Origin of the sequence: Ilumatobacter fluminis, from assembly GCF_004364865.1 — a bacterium.
GTDB classification, from domain to species: Bacteria; Actinomycetota; Acidimicrobiia; order Acidimicrobiales; family Ilumatobacteraceae; genus Ilumatobacter; species Ilumatobacter fluminis.
The window spans coordinates 1,964,869-1,984,142 of sequence record NZ_SOAU01000001.1 but is presented as its reverse complement, the minus strand read 5'-3'; the positions used below and the strand labels follow the sequence as shown (position 1 = coordinate 1,984,142).

At 69.3% G+C, this 19,274-nt stretch carries 17 protein-coding genes; 1 reads left to right on the top strand and 16 read right to left on the bottom strand.

Annotated features, from left to right (window positions below):
• Positions 1-16: 16 nt before the first annotated feature.
• A complete protein-coding gene (locus tag BDK89_RS08955; RefSeq protein WP_133868625.1) occupies positions 17-1,138 on the bottom strand; it encodes an alkaline phosphatase family protein in 1,122 nt (373 codons plus the stop codon).
• 101 nt (positions 1,139-1,239) lie between these two features.
• Between BDK89_RS08955 and BDK89_RS08950 the strand changes: the two genes are divergently transcribed.
• Positions 1,240-1,683 carry an RrF2 family transcriptional regulator gene (locus BDK89_RS08950; protein WP_133868624.1) on the top strand — a complete coding sequence of 148 codons (444 nt, stop codon included), beginning with the start codon at positions 1,240-1,242 and terminating at the stop codon, positions 1,681-1,683.
• A 23-nt stretch (positions 1,684-1,706) separates the two neighbouring features.
• Here BDK89_RS08950 and BDK89_RS08945 read toward each other — a convergent pair whose 3' ends face one another.
• The 15 genes from BDK89_RS08945 to murD form a co-directional block, all read right to left on the bottom strand.
• The gene (locus BDK89_RS08945) at positions 1,707-2,642 is read right to left on the bottom strand and encodes an RluA family pseudouridine synthase (RefSeq protein WP_133868623.1); all 936 of its coding nucleotides are present in this window, start codon (positions 2,640-2,642) and stop codon (positions 1,707-1,709) included.
• A complete protein-coding gene (lspA, locus tag BDK89_RS08940) occupies positions 2,639-3,196 on the bottom strand; it encodes a signal peptidase II (protein ID WP_133868622.1) in 558 nt (185 codons plus the stop codon). Before lspA ends, BDK89_RS08945 begins: the two co-directional genes overlap by 4 nt.
• Positions 3,193-4,071 carry a TraR/DksA family transcriptional regulator gene (locus BDK89_RS08935; RefSeq protein WP_133868621.1) on the bottom strand — a complete coding sequence of 293 codons (879 nt, stop codon included), beginning with the start codon at positions 4,069-4,071 and terminating at the stop codon, positions 3,193-3,195. Before BDK89_RS08935 ends, lspA begins: the two co-directional genes overlap by 4 nt.
• A gap of 60 nt (positions 4,072-4,131) precedes the next feature.
• Entirely contained in the window at positions 4,132-4,407 is a 276-nt protein-coding gene (locus BDK89_RS08930; protein WP_133868620.1) for a DUF167 domain-containing protein, read from the bottom strand.
• Positions 4,407-7,511, bottom strand: a complete 3,105-nt coding sequence (gene ileS / locus BDK89_RS08925; RefSeq protein ID WP_133868619.1) for an isoleucine--tRNA ligase — start codon at positions 7,509-7,511, stop codon at positions 4,407-4,409. Before ileS ends, BDK89_RS08930 begins: the two co-directional genes overlap by 1 nt.
• A 236-nt stretch (positions 7,512-7,747) precedes the next feature.
• The gene (locus BDK89_RS08920; protein ID WP_133868618.1) at positions 7,748-8,662 is read right to left on the bottom strand and encodes a DivIVA domain-containing protein; all 915 of its coding nucleotides are present in this window, start codon (positions 8,660-8,662) and stop codon (positions 7,748-7,750) included.
• Positions 8,662-9,210, bottom strand: a complete 549-nt coding sequence (locus BDK89_RS08915; RefSeq protein WP_133868617.1) for a cell division protein SepF — start codon at positions 9,208-9,210, stop codon at positions 8,662-8,664. The genes BDK89_RS08920 and BDK89_RS08915 overlap by 1 nt, the downstream gene beginning before the upstream one ends.
• Positions 9,211-9,232: 22 nt before the next feature.
• The gene (locus BDK89_RS08910) at positions 9,233-9,901 is read right to left on the bottom strand and encodes a YggS family pyridoxal phosphate-dependent enzyme (protein WP_133868616.1); all 669 of its coding nucleotides are present in this window, start codon (positions 9,899-9,901) and stop codon (positions 9,233-9,235) included.
• Positions 9,902-9,929: 28 nt separating this feature from the next.
• On the bottom strand, positions 9,930-11,021 hold the full coding sequence (gene ftsZ / locus BDK89_RS08905; RefSeq protein WP_133868615.1) for a cell division protein FtsZ: 1,092 nt from the start codon (positions 11,019-11,021) through the stop codon (positions 9,930-9,932).
• Positions 11,022-11,266: 245 nt separating this feature from the next.
• Complete coding sequence (locus BDK89_RS08900; RefSeq protein ID WP_133868614.1) at positions 11,267-12,934, bottom strand: cell division protein FtsQ/DivIB; 1,668 nt, start codon at positions 12,932-12,934, stop codon at positions 11,267-11,269.
• A complete protein-coding gene (murB, locus tag BDK89_RS08895; RefSeq protein WP_133868613.1) occupies positions 12,931-13,947 on the bottom strand; it encodes a UDP-N-acetylmuramate dehydrogenase in 1,017 nt (338 codons plus the stop codon). The genes BDK89_RS08900 and murB overlap by 4 nt, the downstream gene beginning before the upstream one ends.
• Entirely contained in the window at positions 13,944-15,353 is a 1,410-nt protein-coding gene (gene murC / locus BDK89_RS08890) for a UDP-N-acetylmuramate--L-alanine ligase (protein ID WP_133868612.1), read from the bottom strand. The genes murB and murC overlap by 4 nt, the downstream gene beginning before the upstream one ends.
• 50 nt (positions 15,354-15,403) lie before the next feature.
• Positions 15,404-16,513, bottom strand: a complete 1,110-nt coding sequence (locus BDK89_RS08885; RefSeq protein WP_166657472.1) for a UDP-N-acetylglucosamine--N-acetylmuramyl-(pentapeptide) pyrophosphoryl-undecaprenol N-acetylglucosamine transferase — start codon at positions 16,511-16,513, stop codon at positions 15,404-15,406.
• A complete protein-coding gene (locus BDK89_RS08880; RefSeq protein WP_133868610.1) occupies positions 16,506-17,861 on the bottom strand; it encodes an FtsW/RodA/SpoVE family cell cycle protein in 1,356 nt (451 codons plus the stop codon). The genes BDK89_RS08885 and BDK89_RS08880 overlap by 8 nt, the downstream gene beginning before the upstream one ends.
• A complete protein-coding gene (murD, locus tag BDK89_RS08875) occupies positions 17,858-19,273 on the bottom strand; it encodes a UDP-N-acetylmuramoyl-L-alanine--D-glutamate ligase (RefSeq protein ID WP_133868609.1) in 1,416 nt (471 codons plus the stop codon). The genes BDK89_RS08880 and murD overlap by 4 nt, the downstream gene beginning before the upstream one ends.
• Position 19,274 lies beyond the last annotated feature (1 nt).

Genomic DNA, 19,274 nt, shown 5'->3' with positions numbered 1-19,274 from the left:
TGTGTAACGGATCGGCCTACTCGGCCATTCCCGCCAGGAGCGGGACGTACACCTCGGCGGAGGTCATCGATCCGTGACGGCACATCAGCTCGAAGGGCCCGGAGTCGAGCGGGTCGTAGTAGCTGACGAGTTCGCGGGCGACGACGGCGACGTCGCCGAGCCGCGATGCGACCGGGGTCGGCAGGTTCGGGCCGAACCACCGCTCGTCGATCATCTGCTCCCGGCTCAGGACCCAGCCGGTGTCGGAGAACTCGTCGGTCGCCGCCTGGAGGAGGTCGTCGAGGCCGCCCTTGTGGGCGTGGAGCCACCGGAAGCGGCCTTCGCCGGACTGCAAGGCGACATGGTCGAGGAGACCGTTCGAGGGATAGACGATGTTGGGGCCGATCTCGACCTGGCCGTGGTCGGCCGTGATCATCAGTGCGGCGCCCGCCGGCAGCACCGCCAGGATGTCGCCGACCAGCCGGTCGGCGGCGCGGAGCTCGGCGTCGTAGAAGTCGCCGAACCCTCGCTCGTGGGCGATCTTGTCGACGCCGCCGTAGTAGGCGTAGACGAGGCGCTCACCGTCGTCGAGTTGGTGACGGATCTCGATCGGCATCGACGACAGCGCCCGCCAGCCGACCGGGCGACTCCCGCGCAGGTGCGCCGCCGAGAACGCCGAACCGACGAGTTCCATCGGGGTCACGACCGGAACCGGATCGCCGAGGAACGCCGGATACGACTGCACACGCTCGGGCGGTTGCGAACGACGACGCTGCTCGCCGTCGACCGCCCACTGCAACACGTTCATGACCTCGCCGCCGAGCACCATGCGGTAGCCGATCAGACCGTGCTCGCCAGGCGTGAGACCGGTGGCGATCGACGACAGCGCCGTTGCGGTCGTGGTCGGGGCGACGGTCGAGATCCGTCCGCCGGTGAGGCCCGCGATCGTCGGTGCGATGTCGGGACGCTCCTGGAGCTGGTCCCAGCCCAGGCCGTCGAGGACCAGCAGGACGACCTGGTCGGCGTGGCGGACGGGCTCGGGGAACCACGACGGCAGCGAATCGGCCCACGAACCCGGGCCGAGCAACGCCGGAACGATGCCGCGAACGTTGGCACCGCCGTAGTCGGGGATGATCGGAGTGGGGGTCTCGGTGGTCACGCACCGACCAGTCCACCACCTCGCACCCTCGTTCGCCAACCGGACCCCGCGAGATCGTCCGCTCCGCGTCGGCCGATCGGTCGAGCGCTACCCTGTGCGCCGTGCGTGTGTCGACCCGAGGGGACTATGCCTGTCGTGCCTTGCTGTCCTTGGCGCTGCACGACGAGTCCGGCCCGACCTCGGTGCGCGACATCGCCGAGCGCACCGGCCTCCCCCAGCCGTACCTCGAGCAGATCCTGCTGGCGCTGAAGGGCGCCGGCCTCGTTCGCTCGAAGCGCGGCGTGGGCGGCGGCTACGTGTTGGCCCGCGACGCCGACGAGATCCTGCTGTCGGAGATCGTGTCCGCGGTCGACGGGCCGATCACCCTCGGCGACTTCGGCCAACCACACCAGGACGGCGCCTGCGATCACGAGGGGCAGTGCGTGCTGCTCGCGATCTGGAACGTCGCCGGCGACGTCATGCGTCGCCACCTCGAGGGCTACACGCTCGCCTCGATCGCCGCGGTGAGCCGCGGCGAGGCACCCTGGCCGCAAGCCCCCGCCTGACGTCGCACGCCCGACCGGACGGGTCAGTCGTCGTCGACGACGGGACGCAAGCTGTCGAGCCGCTGCTGGAGGTCGGCGGCCAGCGGACTCTCGAACCGCACCGACTCACCCGTGCCGGGGTGTTCGAACGCCAGCTGTGCAGCGTGGAGGAAGGGTCGTTCCACCCCCAGCTTCGGTCGGCGCTGGCCGTAGACCGGATCGCCGACCAGCGGGTGGTTGATCGAGCTCAGGTGGACGCGGATCTGATGGGTGCGCCCCGTCTCGAGTTCGCACTCGAGCAGTGCCAGTTCGGCCGGCCCGTCGAATCGCTCCAACACTCGGTACTCGGTGCGGGCCCAGCGCCCGTCGGCGACGACTGCCATCTTGAGCGGATCTCGCTTCGAGCGGCCGATCGGCGCATCGATGATGCCGTGCGGCGCGTCAGGATGCCCCCAGACGAGCGCCCGGTAGACGCGCGTCGCCGAGTGATCGGCGAACTGTTCGATCAGGCCCTCGGCCGCGGCGTCGGTGCGAGCGACGACCAGCAGGCCGGAGCTCCCGGCGTCGAGCCGGTGGACGATGCCGGGTCGGATCGGGTCGCCGCCGACGCCGGCCAGTTCGGGGAAGCGGGCGAGCAACCCGTTGACGAGGGTGCCGTCGGTGTTGCCGGCACCGGGATGCACGACGAGTCCGGCCGGCTTGTCGACCACGATCACGTCGTCGTCGACGTGGATCACCCCGAACGTCACCGTCGGGTCGGGACCCGGCGGTTGTTCGTCCTCGACGGCGTCCGGATCGACCGACACCACCTGCCCCTCCTCGAGGCGGACCTTGCCGCTCGTCGCCGGCGCACCGTCGACGAGCACGCCACCGGCCTCGATCACCGACGTGGCGACCGATCGACTCACGTCGAGCACGAATGCGACGATGCGGTCGACCCGCTCACCGGCGAGCGCCGACGGGACGGTCTCGGTGATCATGCGTCCTTCGACTCCGGCGAGTCGTTCGTCTCACCGGCACCGTCACCAGCGACGCCGTCGGCCTGTTCGGCCTGTTCGGCCTGTTCGGCCTGTCGGGCCGACCACCACGACACGGCGATCAGCAAGATGCCGCCGATCGTGATGCCCATGTCGGCGACGTTGAAGATCGGAAACCACTGGAAGTCGATGAAGTCGACCACGGCGCCGCGCATCCAGGCCGGATCGCGGAACAGCCGATCGATCACGTTGCCGATCGCGCCGCCGACGATCAGGCCGACGGCGACGTCGGCGAGCGCATTGTCCTCACGTCGAACGCTGAGCACCAGCGCCACGATGACGACGAGCGCGAGCACCCCGATCACGGGACCGAGCCCTTCGCCCTGGCTGAACGCCATGCCGTTGTTGAACGACAGGTTGAACCGCAGGGTCCAGAACAGATCGATGTCGCGGTCGTCGAGGGTGTTGAGCGCCCACCACTTGGTGAGCTGATCGAGGACGACGACCGCCAGGGCGATCGGAGCCCAGCGCCGCGCGGAGCTGGGCAGGAGGCTCATCGGCGGCCGATCCCGCCGACCTTCTCCTCGACGAGCACGCTCGACCACGGGATCGCCTCGAGGCGCTCACGTGGGATCGGCTTCCCCGACACCGTCGAGTAGCCGTACGTTCCCTGCATGATGCGCTCGATGGCGGCGTCGATCTCCTCGACCGCCTCGCGAGCCTGGGCGCTGAGGGCGAGATCACGCTCACGCTCGACGACCATGGTGTCGCCTTCGCCTCCCTCGTCGTCGAACTGGACATCGCCCATCTCGGCTTCTTCGACGAGCTGATGGGCTTCGTCTTCGAGTCGCTTCACCTGGCCGGTGAGCGAGACCCGCTCTTCTTGGAGCAAGTCGTACATTTCCTTCACGAACGACAGGTCGAAGTCCTTCGTGTATCCGAATCCGTCTTTGTTGAAGCGGGGCTTCGGCAAATCCTGCACTGCTGAGGCCTCCTCGGCTGCCTTCTTGGCGCCGTCGGTCTTGGGGGTGGATGTGGTCGTCGTCGACTTCTTCGAGGTCGACGGTTTCTTGGTCGCGGCCGTGGTCTTCGTGGCCGGAGATTTCTTCGGAGCCGACGCCTTCGTGGACGTGGACGTCGCCTTCGTGGCGCGAGCCTTCTTGGCCGGAGCGGCTTTCTTCGCGGCTGCGTTCTTCTTGGCCGGAGCGGCTTTCTTCGCGGCTGCGTTCTTCTTGGCCGGAGCGGCTTTCTTGGCCGGAGCCTTCTTCGAGGCTGCTTGCTTCTTGGCGGCTGCCTTCTTGGCCGGAGCCTTCTTGGCGGCGGCCTTCTTGGCGGCGGCCTTCTTCGCTGCTGCCTTCGTGGCGGCGGCCTTCTTGGCCGGAGCCTTCTTCTTCGCCGCCGCCTTCGTGGCGGGCTTCTTCTTCGCAGCCATCCGGCTCACCTCCGGGGATTCTGGACGCCGGACTCTACCGTCTCCGGAGCCCGAAATCGTTCATCCTGCGCCGATCAGACGGTCGAGCGCGTCCGCCACCTCGGCGTCGTCCACACCGTCGATCTCGAAGTGCTTCGTCCGCGACGCCGCACCGATCACGAGGCGGACGTCGCGCGGGCGTACCCCGAACGTCGTCGCGATCACCCGGACGCACTCGTCGTTGGCGGCACCGTCGACCGGCGGTGCGGCCACGGCGAGCTTCGGGTGGTCGCCGTACCAGCCCGTGAACCCGCTGCGGCGGGCTCCGGGCCGGACACGGACGACGAGGCGGGCCATCAGCCCTCCGAACGGACCACCGTGATCGACGGTTCACCGACCGACGCGGTCGCGTCGACCGTGAGCGTCTCCTTGGTCACGAGGTCGCGGTGGGTCTCGAACGCCTCGATCTCGTCGGCCGGGCCGACGAGGGTCAGCACGATGCGGTCGCTGACGTCGAGGTCGGCGTCGCGGCGGGCCTGCTGGATCTTGCGCACCAGGTCGCGAGCGACGCCCTCGCGTTCGAGTTCAGGGGTGACCTCGGTGTCGAGAACGACGAGTCCGTCGGTCGACTTCAGCGTCGTGACGGCGCCGTCGCCGGACGAGACCAGACGGAAGTCGAACTCGCCCGGCTGCAGCTCGATCCCGCCGACGATTGCGACGTCACCGTCGATCGACCAGTCGCCGGCCTTGTGCGCCTTGATCACCTGCTGGGTCTGGCCGCCCAACCGGGGGCCGAGCGCCTTCGGGTTGAGCACGAGTTCCTTCGAGCCATAGGCGTCGACGTCGGTCGTCAACTCGACGTCCTTCACGTTCAGCTCGTCGCGCAAGATCGCGAGGTGCGGCTGCACCAGCGCCGCGTCGGGCGTGGCCACCACGGCCTTCGCGAGCGGAAGACGGACGCGCAACCCTTCGGCCTTGCGGAGCGAGAGCAGCGTCGAGCAGGCGTCGCGCACCTGGGCCATGCCGGCGTGCAGGTCAGCATCGTGCGGGAACACGTCGGCCGACGGCCAGTCGGTCAGGTGCACGCTCTGCTCACCGCCGGTGAGGCCCTCGTACACGTGCTCGGTCACCATCGGGAGCAGTGGCGCAGCGACCTGGCACAGCGTCACGAGCGCCGTGTGCAAGGTGTCGACGGCGTCCTGGTCACCGGCCCAGAACCGGTCGCGGCTGCGGCGGATGTACCAGTTCGTGAGGGTGTCGAGGAACGTCAGCACCTGCTCGCAGGCGCCGAACAGGTCGTAGCGCTCCATCCGCTCGGTCGAACCGTCGACGAGCTCGCGCAGCTCCCCGAGCAGGTAACGGTCGAGCACGTCGGTCTGGTCGGTTCGGAACGAGCCGACCACGCCCCCGGCATTCGCGTAGAGGGTGAGGAAGTAGTAGGCGTTCCAGAACGGCAGCACGACGTGGCGCACCGTGTCGCGCATGCCCTCCTCGGTCACCGAGAAGTCGGCGCCGCGCAGGATCGGCGACGACAGCAGGTACCAGCGCATCGCGTCGGCGCCGTAGACGTCGAACATCTCGTTCGGGTCGGGATAGTTCTTGAGCGACTTCGACATCTTGCGGCCGTCGTCGCCGAGCACGATGCCGTGGCTGACGCACGTGCTGAACGCAGGCCGGTCGAACAACGCAGTCGCCAGGACGTGCAGGGTGTAGAACCAGCCGCGGGTCTGGCCGATGTACTCGACGATGAAGTCGCCGGGATAGTGATGCTCGAACCAGTCGGCGTTCTCGAACGGGTAGTGCACCTGCGCGAACGGCATCGAGCCCGACTCGAACCAGCAGTCGAGCACCTCCGGGACGCGACGCATCATCGACCGACCGCTGGGGTCGTCGGGGTTCGGGCGCACGAGGTCGTCGATCGTCGGGCGGTGCAGATCGGTGACCTCGACGCCGAAGTCGGCCTCGAGTTCGGCGATCGAGCCGTAGACATCGATGCGCGGGTACTCGGGATCGTCGCTCTTCCAGACCGGGATCGGCGAGCCCCAGAACCGGTTGCGGGAGATGTTCCAGTCGCGGGCGTTCTCGAGCCACTTGCCGAACTGGCCGTCCTTGATGTGCTCGGGCACCCAGGTGATCTGCTGGTTCAGCTCGACCATCCGGTCCTTGAACTTGGTCACCTCGATGAACCACGACGACACGGCGCGCTGGATCAGCGGGCTGTCGCAGCGCCAACAATGCGGGTAGGGGTGGTCGTACGTCTCGTGACGCAGCAGCAGATCGGCGGCCTTGAGGTCGGCGATGATCGTCTTGTTCGCCTCGAAGACGTGCACGCCCTCGTAGGTCGGGACGTCGGCGGTGAATTTGCCGCCCTGGTCGACGGGATTGACGACCTCGATGCCGGCCGCGTCGGTGACGAGCTTGTCGTCCTCACCGAAGGCGGGAGCGATGTGCACGACACCGGTGCCGTCGTCGGTCGTGACGTAGTCGGCCGTCAGCACCTGGTGGGCGTTGTCGCGCCCGACGAAAAAGTCGAACGGCGGGTGATACCGAACGCCGACGAGGTCGGCGCCGCTGTGGCGCGACACGACCGTCGGCTCCTCCCCCAGCTCGCGTGCGTAGGCGGCGACGCGTGCCTCCGCGAGCAGGAAGCGTTCGCCCGGGTGCTCGTCCGACTCGACGACGACGTACTCGACGTCGGAGTGCACGGCAGCGGCCAGGTTCGACGGCAGCGTCCAGGGCGTCGTCGTCCACACCAGCATGTTCACGCCGTCGAGGTCGGTGCCGGACGCGTCGAGCTTCAACGACACGGTGACGGCCGGATCCTGGCGGGGACGGTACGTGTCGTCCATCTTGGTCTCGGTGTTCGACAGCGGCGTCTCGCAGTGCCAGCAGTACCAGAGCACACGGAAGCCCTCGTACATCAGGCCCTTGTCCCACAGCGTCTTGAGGGCCCACATGACCGACTCCATGTAGTCGGTGTCGAGGGTCTTATAGTCGTTGTCGAAGTCGACCCAGCGAGCCTGACGGGTCACGTAATCGCGCCACTCGTCGGTGAACTGGAGCACCGAGGTACGACAGGCGTCGTTGAAGGCACCCACGCCGTACTGCAGGATCTCCGGGTGGCCGGAGATGCCGAGTTCCTTCTCGACCTGGACCTCGGCCGGCAGGCCGTGGCAGTCCCAGCCGAAGCGACGCTCGACCTTGCGGCCGCGCATCGTCTGGTAGCGCGGAACGGCGTCTTTGACGTAACCGGTCAGCAGGTGGCCGTAGTGCGGTAAACCGTTCGCGAACGGCGGGCCGTCGTAGAACACGTACTCGTTGTCGCCGTCGGTGCCGGCGTCGCGGGCGTCGATCGACGCCTGGAACGTCTGGTCACGCTCCCAACGGTCGAGGACGTCGCGCTCGATCGCCGGCAGCTTCGGCTGCGACGGAACGGTCGGGTATCGGCGGGTGGTGTTCACGGGGGCTCCTGGCGGACGTGTGTCGTCGTATCACCAGGGACGGGACGTGCCCGCGGTACCACCCTGCTTGCCGCTCTCCGCAGAGGGCGGCCACTCGGCTGCGCCAGCGTTGACGGGCTGGTCCCGTCCGGTTCTAGTGAGCGACGCACCGGTGGGGTGCGACGCCGTTCTTCCGGAGGCTCGGAGGTGATGGCCTCGTCGTTGCCGTTGACGGTCCAGGTTAACGGACCGGAGGGTCAGTTGGACGAGGGCGTTTCGCCGTCGGACTGGCCGCGGACCGGGAGGTCGGGTGCATCGACCGATTCGATGGCCTGCGTCACGTCGAGTTCGCCGGTGTCGACGTCGCCGTTCGAGGCGCTCGTGTCGGCGAGCTCGGTGTCGCCCAATGCGTCGGCCAGCTCGTCGGGCCCGGCGAAGGGCATCCGCGCCTCGGGCGGCAGGAACAACTCGCCGGTCTCGTCGCCCGGCTCGTCGTTCGAGGCCGACACGATCGGCGGTGCGACCTGGCCGAGTCCGGACGGGACTCGGTCGCACAACGCCTCGATCTGACGCGCGGCGCCACGGAGGCGTTCGCGCTGGTCGATGAGGAACCCTTCGAGCTGATCGACGTCGCCGAGCAGGAACTCACGGCGGGCCTTGAGCGACTCGACCTCGTTGGCCGCGGCGACCCGCTCGGCCTCGCTGGCCTTGCGCGCCTCGGTGCGAGCCTCTTCCATGAGCTGCGACGACATCTCGCGGGTCGAGTCGAGTGTGGCGTCGGCTTCGGTGCGAGCGGCGGTGCGGATCCGGTCGGCCTCGGTCTCGGCTTCGGCGATCGTGGTGTCGGCGGTGCGCTGGGCGAGCAGCAGGGTGCGCGAGATCGTCTCGGCCTCGTCGGCGCCCATCTGCACCGGTGTGCGGGGTGCGTCGGGTTCGGGTGCCGCGGCGACCGGTGCCGGGTCGGCGGCGGGCGACGCCGCCTGCTGCTGTTCCTGGAGTCGGGCGACGGCGGCACGGGCGCGGGCTTCCATTGCCGTGGCCTGCTGTTGGGCCTGCTCGAGGGCGGCTGCTGCGTCGTTGAGCAAGGCGTCGACCTCGGCGGGGTCGTATCCCTTGCGGACGGTGCGGAACGTCGCACCGCTGATCTGGCTGGGCGTCAGTTCCATGCTCATCAGTCGTCGTACTCGTCGTAGCGCCCGCCGCGGGATGCCGCAGGCTTGAGGAGGTACACCCCGTTGGCGACCTTCTCCATCGAACCGTCGAGCCCGTAGCAGAGCCCGCTCGCGAAGTCGATCAGTCGTCGGGCGACCTCGCGATCGGAGCCTTCGAGGTTCATGATGACCGGCTGGCCGTCCTTGAACTTGTCGGCGACCTCCTGTGCCTGATCGAACCGGCGGGGTCGAACGGTCGTGGGTTCCACGTTGCCTCCGGAAGTGGTGCGCTGCGGTCGGGGCTGGACGCCGGAATCGTCGGCTCGCTCGGGAGCACGACGGGCTTGGGACGGATCGAAGTCTCGCGACGGGAACGTGGGTCGGCTGGGCAGCGTGCGGACGACACCCTCGGACCCGGTGTCTTCGCGCGGCGGTCGCTGGCGCGGCTCGGGCTCGGGCGCGCGTCGACGGTTGGGTGCCGGCTCGTAGTCGTCCTCGATGTCGTAGTCGTCGTACGCATCATCGGGTCCGAGTCCCAGATAGTCCATCGAACGCTTCCAGAAAGACATGCTTCCTCCTCGGCCCGAGAGCCTATCGCTCCTGGTCACTCCGGGTGCGGACACGCTGCCCGAACAATGCGGTGCCGACACGGACCTGGGTGCTGCCCTCGGCGACTGCGACCTCGAGGTCGGCGGTCATGCCCATCGAGCACACCGAGAGTCCGAGACGGTCGACGGCCGCACGAACCTGCCGGAAGCCGGGCGCCGCGGCAGCAGGCCCACCCTCGGTCGGCCCGACAGTCATCAGACCGATGAGATCGAGGTCGAGATCACGCACGTGATCGACGAGCGGATCGAGGTCGGCCAGCGGGACGCCACCCTTGCCGGGCTCGCCCGTGGTGTCGACCTGGATCAGGATCCGGGCACCGGGCGCGCGCTTGGCGATCTCGCGGGCGAGCTTGGCCCGGTCGACGGTCTCGTAGACGTCGACGACGCCGGCGAGTTGGCGCACCTTGTTGCTCTGCAACTGGCCGATGAAGTGCACCTCGGCGGACGCGGCCACCTCGCGCTTGTCGAGCAGTTCCTGGGCGTAGTTCTCCCCGATCGACCGGCAGCCGGCGGCGAGCGCCGCCTCGATCGCCTCGGGGCCGAACGTCTTGGTCACCGCGACGATCTCGACGTCGGTGCCACCGGCGCGTTCGATCCGTGCGTGCAGCTCGTCGAGGGCCGCCCGCACCGAGTCGACGGAGAAGGTGCTCACCGTGACGTTCGGGCCGTCGCGGCGGCGACTACTTCAGGAACGACGGGACGTCGAAATCGTCGTCGTCGTCATCGTCGGGTTCGTCGGTCTCTGCCGGTTCGGCGAACAGCTCGGTGATACGCGTCGAGCTGCCACCGTTGCCGAGCTGGAGGCCGCCGCTCGACGACGGTGCGTCGAGCCGGTCGAACCCGGCGGCGATGACGGTGACCTTGACCTCGTCGCCCATCTCGTCGTCGATGACGGCACCGAAGATGATGTTGGCGTCCTGGTGCGCCACACCGTGGATGATCTCGGCGGCAGCGTTCATCTCGAACAGACCCATGCTCGACGGGCCGGTGATGTTGAGGAGGATGCCGCGAGCGCCGTCGATGGCCGACTCGAGCAGCGGGCTGCTGATCGCCTGCTTGGCGGCCGCGACCGCACGGTCGTCGCCGCTCGCCTGACCGATACCCATGAGCGCCGAGCCGGCGTTCGAGAGCACCATCTTGACGTCGGCGAAGTCGGTGTTGATCAGGCCCGGCGTCGTGATCAGGTTCGTGATGCCCGAGACACCCTGCAGGAGGACCTCGTCGGCCATCTTGAACGCATTGAGCACGCTCGTCTTCTCGTTGGCGACGGTGAGCAACCGATCGTTCGGGATGACGATCAGGGTGTCGACCTTCTCCTTGAGACGCTGGATGCCGCTGTCGGCCTGCACCGCACGACGGCGTCCCTCGAACCCGAACGGGCGGGTGACCACGCCGATCGTGAGCGCGCCGGCATTGCGGGCGATCTCGGCGATGACCGGTGCGGCACCGGTGCCGGTGCCGCCGCCTTCACCGGCGGTGATGAACACCATGTCGGCGCCCTTGACCATCTCGTCGATCTCGTCGTCGTGGGCTTCGGCTGCGGAACGCCCCACCTCGGGGTCGCTGCCGGCACCGAGCCCACGCGTGAGGTCGCGGCCGATGTCGAGCTTGACGTCGGCGTCGCTCATGAGCAACGCCTGTGCGTCGGTGTTGACCGCGATGAACTCGACGCCCTTGAGCCCGGCGTCGATCATGCGGTTGACGGCGTTGACACCGCCGCCGCCGACGCCGACGACCTTGATGACCGCGAGGTAGTTCTGTGGCGAGGACATCAGGAGAACCTCCGGCGAGGGTTGCGGTCAGATGAGAGTAGAGAGAACTTCGGCTGCATGGGGTGTTCGTTTCCGTCCTGGACAGACGCGCTTCATCCTGCCACGTCTCCCCAGGTACTTCGGGGGATGCTAGCCCGAACCCGCGCGAACCGCGATGACGTCGGACGATGTGGTCGTCTCGACCTCGCCATCGGCCGACCTCCACGTGACGGTCACCTGACCGTCAACGTCAGGTTCACACCCGATCATCGGGTGACATCGGACGTCGAGACGTCGATCAGACCGGGCTCGCGTTCCTCGCCGTTGGCGAGCACCGCCTCGAGTCGGACCAGCTTGGCGAGGATGTCGCGCGCCTCACCGAAGAAGATCGTCGAGCCGTCGTCGAGTTGCAGTTCGAGGCGCGACCCGTCGGAGAAGACCTCGATGCGCACCACGTTGCCGCGCACCGAGCTGGTGAGGTTCTTGGCGAGTTCGGACGCCGCGGCGTAACCCTGCGGGGCGAACTCGCCGGGTTCGAGATCGACGGCGTCCGGACCACCGATCAGCACGTAGGCGTACGGGTACCCGTCCTCGATCACGTCGAGCACCCGGCCGTCCCGGTCGAGCACCCGGAACCGCCCGTCGGGCCCCTGGTAGGTGGAGACGGCGGCACGCTCGCGCACGTCGATCGTCAGCCCGTACGGGAACTGGGTCGTGACCTGGGCTTGTTCGATCCACGGGATCGCCTCCAGGTCGTCTTCGAGCTGGGTCGTGTCGACGCGGAGCACCGGCGTGCCGACGGCGTCGTCGACCACGGCATCGAACTCCTCACCGCGGGAGTAGACGGCGCCGTAGATCTCGACATTGTCCTCGCGAACGGCGAACAGTGGAGAACCGAGCACCGCCAGTCCGCCGACGACGATCACGACGATCCCGACGATCAGGAGCACCCGCTTGAGCCGCCGGCGCCCCTGGGCGCGCTTGACGGCGACACGCCGCTCCCGCATGCGAGGCTCGATGCCACGACGCATGTCGCGTTCGGACTCCGGCGCCAACGTGTCACCGGTTTCGTCGTTCTCGATGAAGACGATCGTGCCGCCGCCGTCGCGATCGAGGTTGCCCTCGACGTAGACCGGATCGGGCAGGTCGTCGTCGACCGAGATCGAGATGACGCCGCCGCCGGCGGTATCACCATCGGCGCGGCCATCTGCATCGCGGTCGGCTCGATCGGTCGTGGTGTGTTCGCCGAGACGGGCCGGACCAGGGTCGTCGGGATCGATGGTGGTCGAACCGCTGTAGTCGTCGATCCGGATGATCGTCGGTGCGGGGGCCTCGGGGAGGGCCGCAGGCTCGGCTTCCGGGGTCGGATCGTGCTCGACGTGTTCGCCGTCTGACTCGCGGGCGGGCTCGCGGGCGGACTCGCGGCCGGAGCCGCCGTCATCGTCCGTGTGATGCTCCGCGTCCTGATCGGCGGCAGCGTCGTCGTCGAGACCTGCGTCACGCCGGGTCCCGGGTTCGGCGTTGTGTTCGTCGTCGTGTTCGTCGCCGTGTTCGTCGTCGTGTTCCTCGCCGTCGGAGCGCGTCGCGGGCCTCGTCTCGACCGATTCGACCGTTTCGACGGTCTCGATCGTCTCGCCGGCCGCTTGTTCCTCCGGGTCCGAGGTCGACTCGTGAGATTCGTCCGGCTCCTCGGCGAGTCCGGGTGGCGTGGGTTCGTGGTCGGTGCGGACGCCGCGAGCCAGCGCCGCGAGCTCGGGCGATCCGACCGGCTCGTCCGGCGTCGCCTCGGTGCGGTCGCCACCGGATGGCTCGTCGTCTCGACGGACGACCGGGTTCGGCTGGGTCGGACGGGTCGCCTCGTCGCCGAACGCACGCCGCAACTCGTCGAGCGCGGCCGGGTCGGGATCGTGATCGTGTCCGGGGAGATCGCTCACGGATGCGCCTCCTCGAACGACATTGGGTCGGTGTCGTCGAACCCGACGAGCCTGACCTCGCTGCGCAGGTGATAGCCGGTGGCCTCGGCGACGCGACGGCGCACCGCCTCGATCACGGCGCGCACGTCGGCGGCCGACCCGCCGTCGTCGGCCTGGATGAAGTTGGCGTGCTTCTCCGACACCCACGACGTCCCGATCCGGAAGCCGCGCAGGTCGAGCCCGTCGATCAAGCCACCCGAGGTGACCTCGCCGGGCACCGGGTTGACGAACACCGATCCACAGTTCTGGCCGCCCGGCTGGTGCTCGCGACGCCAGCGGACGATCTCGGAGATCTCCGCTTCCGCTGCGGCCCGGTCGCCGACGTGCAGCGCGAGCCGAGCGTCGAGCACGATCTGCGCCGGCGGTAGCGACGACGCCCGGAAGCGCAGGCCGAGATCGGCAACCGCCGTTCGGAAGCGGCCACGATCCGGGTCGTCGAGGTCGATCAATCCGACGTCGATCACGCAGGCCGCCATGTCGGACCCGTGCCCGCCGGCGTTCATCCGCACGGCACCACCGATGGAGCCGGGCACGCCGACGGCCCACTCGAAGCCGCGGATGCCGGCAGCGGCGGTCCGTCGGGCGACGACCGGCAGCGCCGCTCCCCCGCCGGCGCGAACCTCGACCGGGTCGCCGTCGTCGCAGAGTGCGACGGACATGCCGTTCTCGACACGATCGGGGAGCTCGACCTCGCCGGCGAACCCGGCGACCGAGACGGCGACGCCGTCGAATCCCTCGTCGGCGACGAGCATGTTCGAGCCGCGGCCGATCATGAGGACCGACACACCGGTGCGACGACGCGCGTCTGCGACGGCCAGCAGGTCGTCGACGGACCGGGCGTCGACGAACCAGCGGGCGGCACCCCCGACGCGGTAGGTCGTCAGCGGCCCGAGCGGCCGATCGGCGACGACGGCATCACCCAACCGTTCCCGCAGGAACTCGCCCGCGTCGGCGGGCGCCGTCGGGTCGGTCATGCGTCGCCTCGGCGTGCGGCGAGCACCTCGTCGGGCAGCGAGGCGATGTCGCCACAGCCCATCGAGATGCACACGTCTCCGGCACGCACGGTTCGAGCGAGATAGTCGATGAGTTCGTCGCGTCGCGGCAACCAGACGACCCGCTTGTCGGGGTGCTCGTCGAGCACGGCGTTGACGACCAGCTTCCCGGTCACACCCGGGATGGGGGTCGTGCCCGACGCGTAGATGTCGGTGAGCACGACGACGTCGGCGACCTCGAAGCAGTCGGCATAGTCGCGCCACATCATCGCCATCCGGTGGTAGCGGTTCGGCTGGAACACGGCGACGATGCGCTGCCAGTCGTCGCCGCTGTCGCGGGCGGCGCGGAGCGCGGCATCGATCTCGGTCGGGATGTGGGCGTAGTCGTCGACGAACGTCGCTCCTCCATCGACGCCGCGAACGTCGAACCGGCGGGCGACACCGCCGAACTTGGCGAGCGCTCGTGCCGCGACCTCGGGATCGACGCCCATCTCGACCGCCATCGTGAACGCGCCGGTCGCGTTGGCGACGTTGTGCTCGCCGCGCAGTGGCAGGTCGATCGCGGCGAGTTCGCGCCCGTCGCGCTCGATCCGGAAGCGGAACGATCCATGCTCGGCGACGAGGTCGACGGCGCGGACATCGGCGTGTTCGGTGAGGCCGAAGGTGAGTGCCCCGTGGCGGTCGGCGACGCGGCGGCTGCGCTCGTCGTCGGCTGACACCACCTTGGGCCCGGGGATCTGGGCGAGGTACTGGTCGAACGCTGCCTCGACGCCGTCGATCGTGCCGTACAGGTCGAGGTGATCGACGTCGATGTTCGTGATGATCGTGCCGTGAAGGGGGAGTTCGAGGTGGGTGCCGTCGCTCTCGTCGGCCTCGACGACGAACCATTCGCCGCCGGTCCACTGGGCGCCGGTGCCCATGTCGTTGACGTCACCACCGATCACGAAGCTCGGATGGAGGCCGGCCTCGGCCAGGATCAGCATCAGCATCGACGACGACGTCGTCTTGCCGTGCGTCCCGGCGACGGCGATCGACTTCGCCTGCGCGCACATCGACGCCAACATCCCGGCCCGGCTGAGGGTCGGGATGCCGAGCTTGCGGGCCTCGTCGAGTTCGTTGAGGGTGTCGGGGATCGCCGACGAGGCGGTGACGGCGTCGCACCCGACGACGTGGTTCCGGTCGTGGCCGATGTTGACGATGACGCCGGCGGCCCGCAGCCGGTCGAGCACCTGGCGTTCGCGCAGATCGACGCCGGAGACGTTGTGGCCCATTTGGGCGAGCGCCAAGGCGATCGCCGACATGCCGGGTCCGGCAGCACCGATGACGTGCAGGCGGCGCGGCGTCGACAGGTCGAGCGGCGGGGTGGGCTGGGCGACGGGGTTCACCACGGCGATCAGGCTATTGGCATCGGCACCCGCACACCGGGCATCTCGAGCGATCAGTCCGTGCCGTCCGCCACGGACTCGACGAGGCGTGCGAGCGCGCCGCTGCGATGCACCTCACCGGCCTCGGCGGCACGGCGGGCGAGCTCGTCACGACGTGCGTCGTCACCGCGGAGTTCGTCCAGGACGTCACCGAGTCGCGCCACGTCGGACTCGGGCAGCATGACGGCGGCGCCGTCGTCGGCGAGCCACCGCACGTTGAGCGTCTGATGGTCGTCGGCCGAGGCGGCCCACGGAACCAGCACCGCAGGAGTCCCGGTGGCGGCGACCTCGTGGACCGTGCTCGCCCCGCCGCGTCCGACGAGCACGTCGGCCGCGGCGTAGACCAGCGGCATGCGGGGCTCGTACCCGATCGGCTGGTAGAGCACCCCGTCGGCGCCGTTGCGGGCGTCGGGCGCCCGTTCGATGAAGCGCTCACCCACGGCGTGGCGGATCGCCAGCGTCGCGTCGTCGCCGACCCGATCGAGCCAGCTCCACACCGCCTCGTTCAGCACGCCCGAGCCCTGCGAACCGCCCATGATCGCGACGACGAACCGATCATCGGGCAGCCCCAGTTCGGCCCGAGCGGCGGACCGGTCGGCGACACGGTCGACGTCGAGGATCGACCGGCGGACCGGTGCCCCGGTGCGGGTGGCGCGCGGCAGCGGCGAATCGGGGAACGCGACGGCGCACGCGGCGGCACGCTTCGCTGCGACCTGGCTGGCGCGTCCGGGTTTGAGGTCGTAGCTGACGACGACGACCGGGATGCCGAGCTTGCGGGCGGCGAAGACGCTCGGCATCGATGCGTAGCCGCCGACGCTCACGACCACCTTCGGGGGCGCCGGCCGGAATCGCTCGATCGCCTCGCGGCGGGCGCGCCACATCTTCGGCACGAACGACAGGTTGCGCTTCGAGAGGCTGCGTTGGAACCCGTCGACGTCGTAGAAGTGGTGCGGGAACGGCGTGTCGGGCAACAGTCGCGTCTCGATCCCGCGTTCGCACCCGGCGTAGTGGATCGTCGACGGGTCGTGGCCGCGTGCGACGAGCCCTTCCGCCACGGCCAGCGCCGGGAGGACATGTCCCGAGGTGCCGCCGCCGGTAACGACGGCGTACGGCGCGTCAGACACGGGCCGTCGAACGGGTCGGGCGCCCGGTGCGGGTCGACGCGTGGGCGCGGCCGGCCCGCTTCGCCGCACGGCGTGGGCGGGGTGCGGTGATCGCTCGCCTGGCGACGTTGAGCAGGAGTCCGGCGGCGACCATCGAGACGCTGAGCGACGTACCACCGGCCGAGAAGAACGGCAGGGTGAGTCCGGTCACCGGGATGACGCCGGCGACGCCGCCGATGTTGACGATCGCCTGCACGCCGAGCCAGCAGGCGATGCCGCCGGCGAGCAACATGCCGAAGCGGTCGGGGGCGGCGAGGGCCGCCTGGACGCCGAACCACACGATGAGGCCGAATCCGCCGATCACGGCGACCGAACCGATGAAGCCGAGTTCGTCGGCGATCACGGCGAAAATGAAGTCGGAGTGGGCGTACGGGAGGTAGCCGAGCTTCGATCGGCTCCCGCCGATGCCCGAGCCCGTCCATCCGCCGTTGGCGATGCTGAGGAGTCCCTGCCACGACTGGAAGGCGAGATGCTCCTTGTTGCCCTCGATGTCGCGGAACGCCGTGAGACGGTTGAACCGCCACGGGCTCGACATCACGGCGATCATGGCGCCCATCGCGCCGACTGCGGTGATCGCTCCGATGTGCCGGAACGGGACGCCAGCGATGAGCGCGACGCACAGCGAGACCGCGGTGAGGACGATGGCGGCACCGAGGTCGCCCTGCATGAAGCTGACGCCGGCGCAGCCGAACGTGACCAGTCCGAGCGGGATGAGCCCGTGGCGAGGCAGGTGCAGATCGTGTTCGTGGCGCGTGAAGTGGTCGGCCAGGAACGCGATCGCCGCGAGCTTGAGGAACTCCGACGGCTGGAAGCCGAACGACCCGAACCGCACCCACGAGTTGGCGTCGTTGACGGTGACGCCGACACCGGGCACGAACGGCAGCATCATGAGGCCGGCGGCGATGACGGCGAGCGGGATCACCAGGGCGCGCCACCGGTGGTACGGCACCTTGAGGGCGATCACCAGGCCGACGAGGCCGATCGCCGCCCACATCGACTGCCGCATGAACGTGTCGTACGGCGTCTCCGAACTGGCGACCTCACGAGCGGACGTCGCGGACAGCACCATCACGAGGCCGAGCATCACGAACGCGGCGACGGTGAGCCCGATCCAGTAGTAGATGCCGGGCGTCGGGCCGAGCACTTCGCGCTCGGCCGGCTTCGAGGTCTTGACGACACGGCGGGAGGGCTTGGCGCGCTTCGGCGCGCCCGAGCGCTTCTGCCGACTCGGGCCACCGTTGATGCGTTCCAGGGCCGCCTCGCGGCGCGCCCGGACATCGGCGGTGTCGGGCCTGATCGCGATCGTCATGTGAGGTCCTCCGTCATCGGGTCGGCTCCGGCGTCCGTTTCGTCACGGTCGGTTTCGGTGGTTCGCGCCGCGTGGGCGGCGAGGTGGTCGTGCACGAGTTGCTTGAAGACGGTGCCGCGTTCGGTGTAGTTGCGGTACCAGTCGAAGCTGGCGCAGCCCGGCGAGAGCACGACGGCGTCCCCGGGCCGGGCGAGGTGGTGTGCGGTCGCGATGGCCTCGGGCATCGAGGCGGCGTCGACGACCTCCACGGCGGCATCGACGGCCGTGTCGAACGCGTCGTGGACGTCGGGTGCCGCCTCACCGATCGCCACGACGGCGCGCAACCGCTGCGGTTCGGCGGCCATCGGCGCGAGCGACACACCCTTGCGCGACCCGCCGGCGATCAGCACGAGCGAGTCGAATGCCCGGATCGCAGTCGCCGCAGCGTGTGGTGTGGTCGCCTTCGAGTCGTTGTACCAGGCGATGCCGTCGTCCTCGACGATCGGCTCGAGCCGGTGCTCGGGTGTCACGAACCCGGCCAGCGCCGTCGCGATGTCGTCGGTCGTGGCCAGGCCGGTCTCGAGCACGAGGGCACTGGCGGCAAGTGCGTTCGTCCGGTCGTGCGGCAGGCTGCGCTTCATGACGGACGCGTCGACGATCGGTCCGGCGGGGCCGACCAGCCGGTCGCCGTCGACGTGATAATCGGCCCCCGTGGTGCCGAACGTCCGCTGCTTCGACGGTGCAGCGGCCAGATGACGCATGACGACGGGATCGTCGACGAAGCCGATCGCGACGTCGTCGGCCCGCTGCTGCGCGAAGAGCTTGGCCTTCGCGGCCTCGTAGGTGTCCATCGAGGCGTGCCAGTTGAGATGGTCGGGGGCCAGGTTGAGCCAGACCGCGGCATCGGCGCGGAACGTCGTGGTGAACGCGAGGCGGAAGCTGGTGCATTCGACCACGAAGGCGTCGTAGGCGTCGTCGTCGATCGCGTCGAGGAGCGGGACGTCGGTGTTGCCGAGCGCGGCGGTGTGGAGGCCGGCGGCACGCAGGATCGCGACCGTCAACTCGGTCGTCGACGTCTTGCCGTCGGTCCCGGTGATCGCGAGGATCGGTCGCGGCCCGGCAGCGCGCTGCTGTTCCCAGCGGTAGGCGATCTCGATCTCGCTCTCGACAGGGACACCGGCGTCGAGCGCCGCGACGACGAGCGGGTGCCCCTCGGGCACCCCGGGTGCCGGTGAGAACAGGTCGAATCCCGCGATCCACTCCCCCAGTCCGTCGGTCGGTGGCGACGAGAGTTCGACGCCGAGGCCGGCGGCGAGCGCCCGCTTCTCGTCGTCGATCGAGTCGTCGGTCACCACCACCTCGTGCCCGTGGCGCTGCAGCGCGCGGACGGTGGATGCCCCCGTGATGGCGAGGCCGTGCACGAGGGCGCGCACG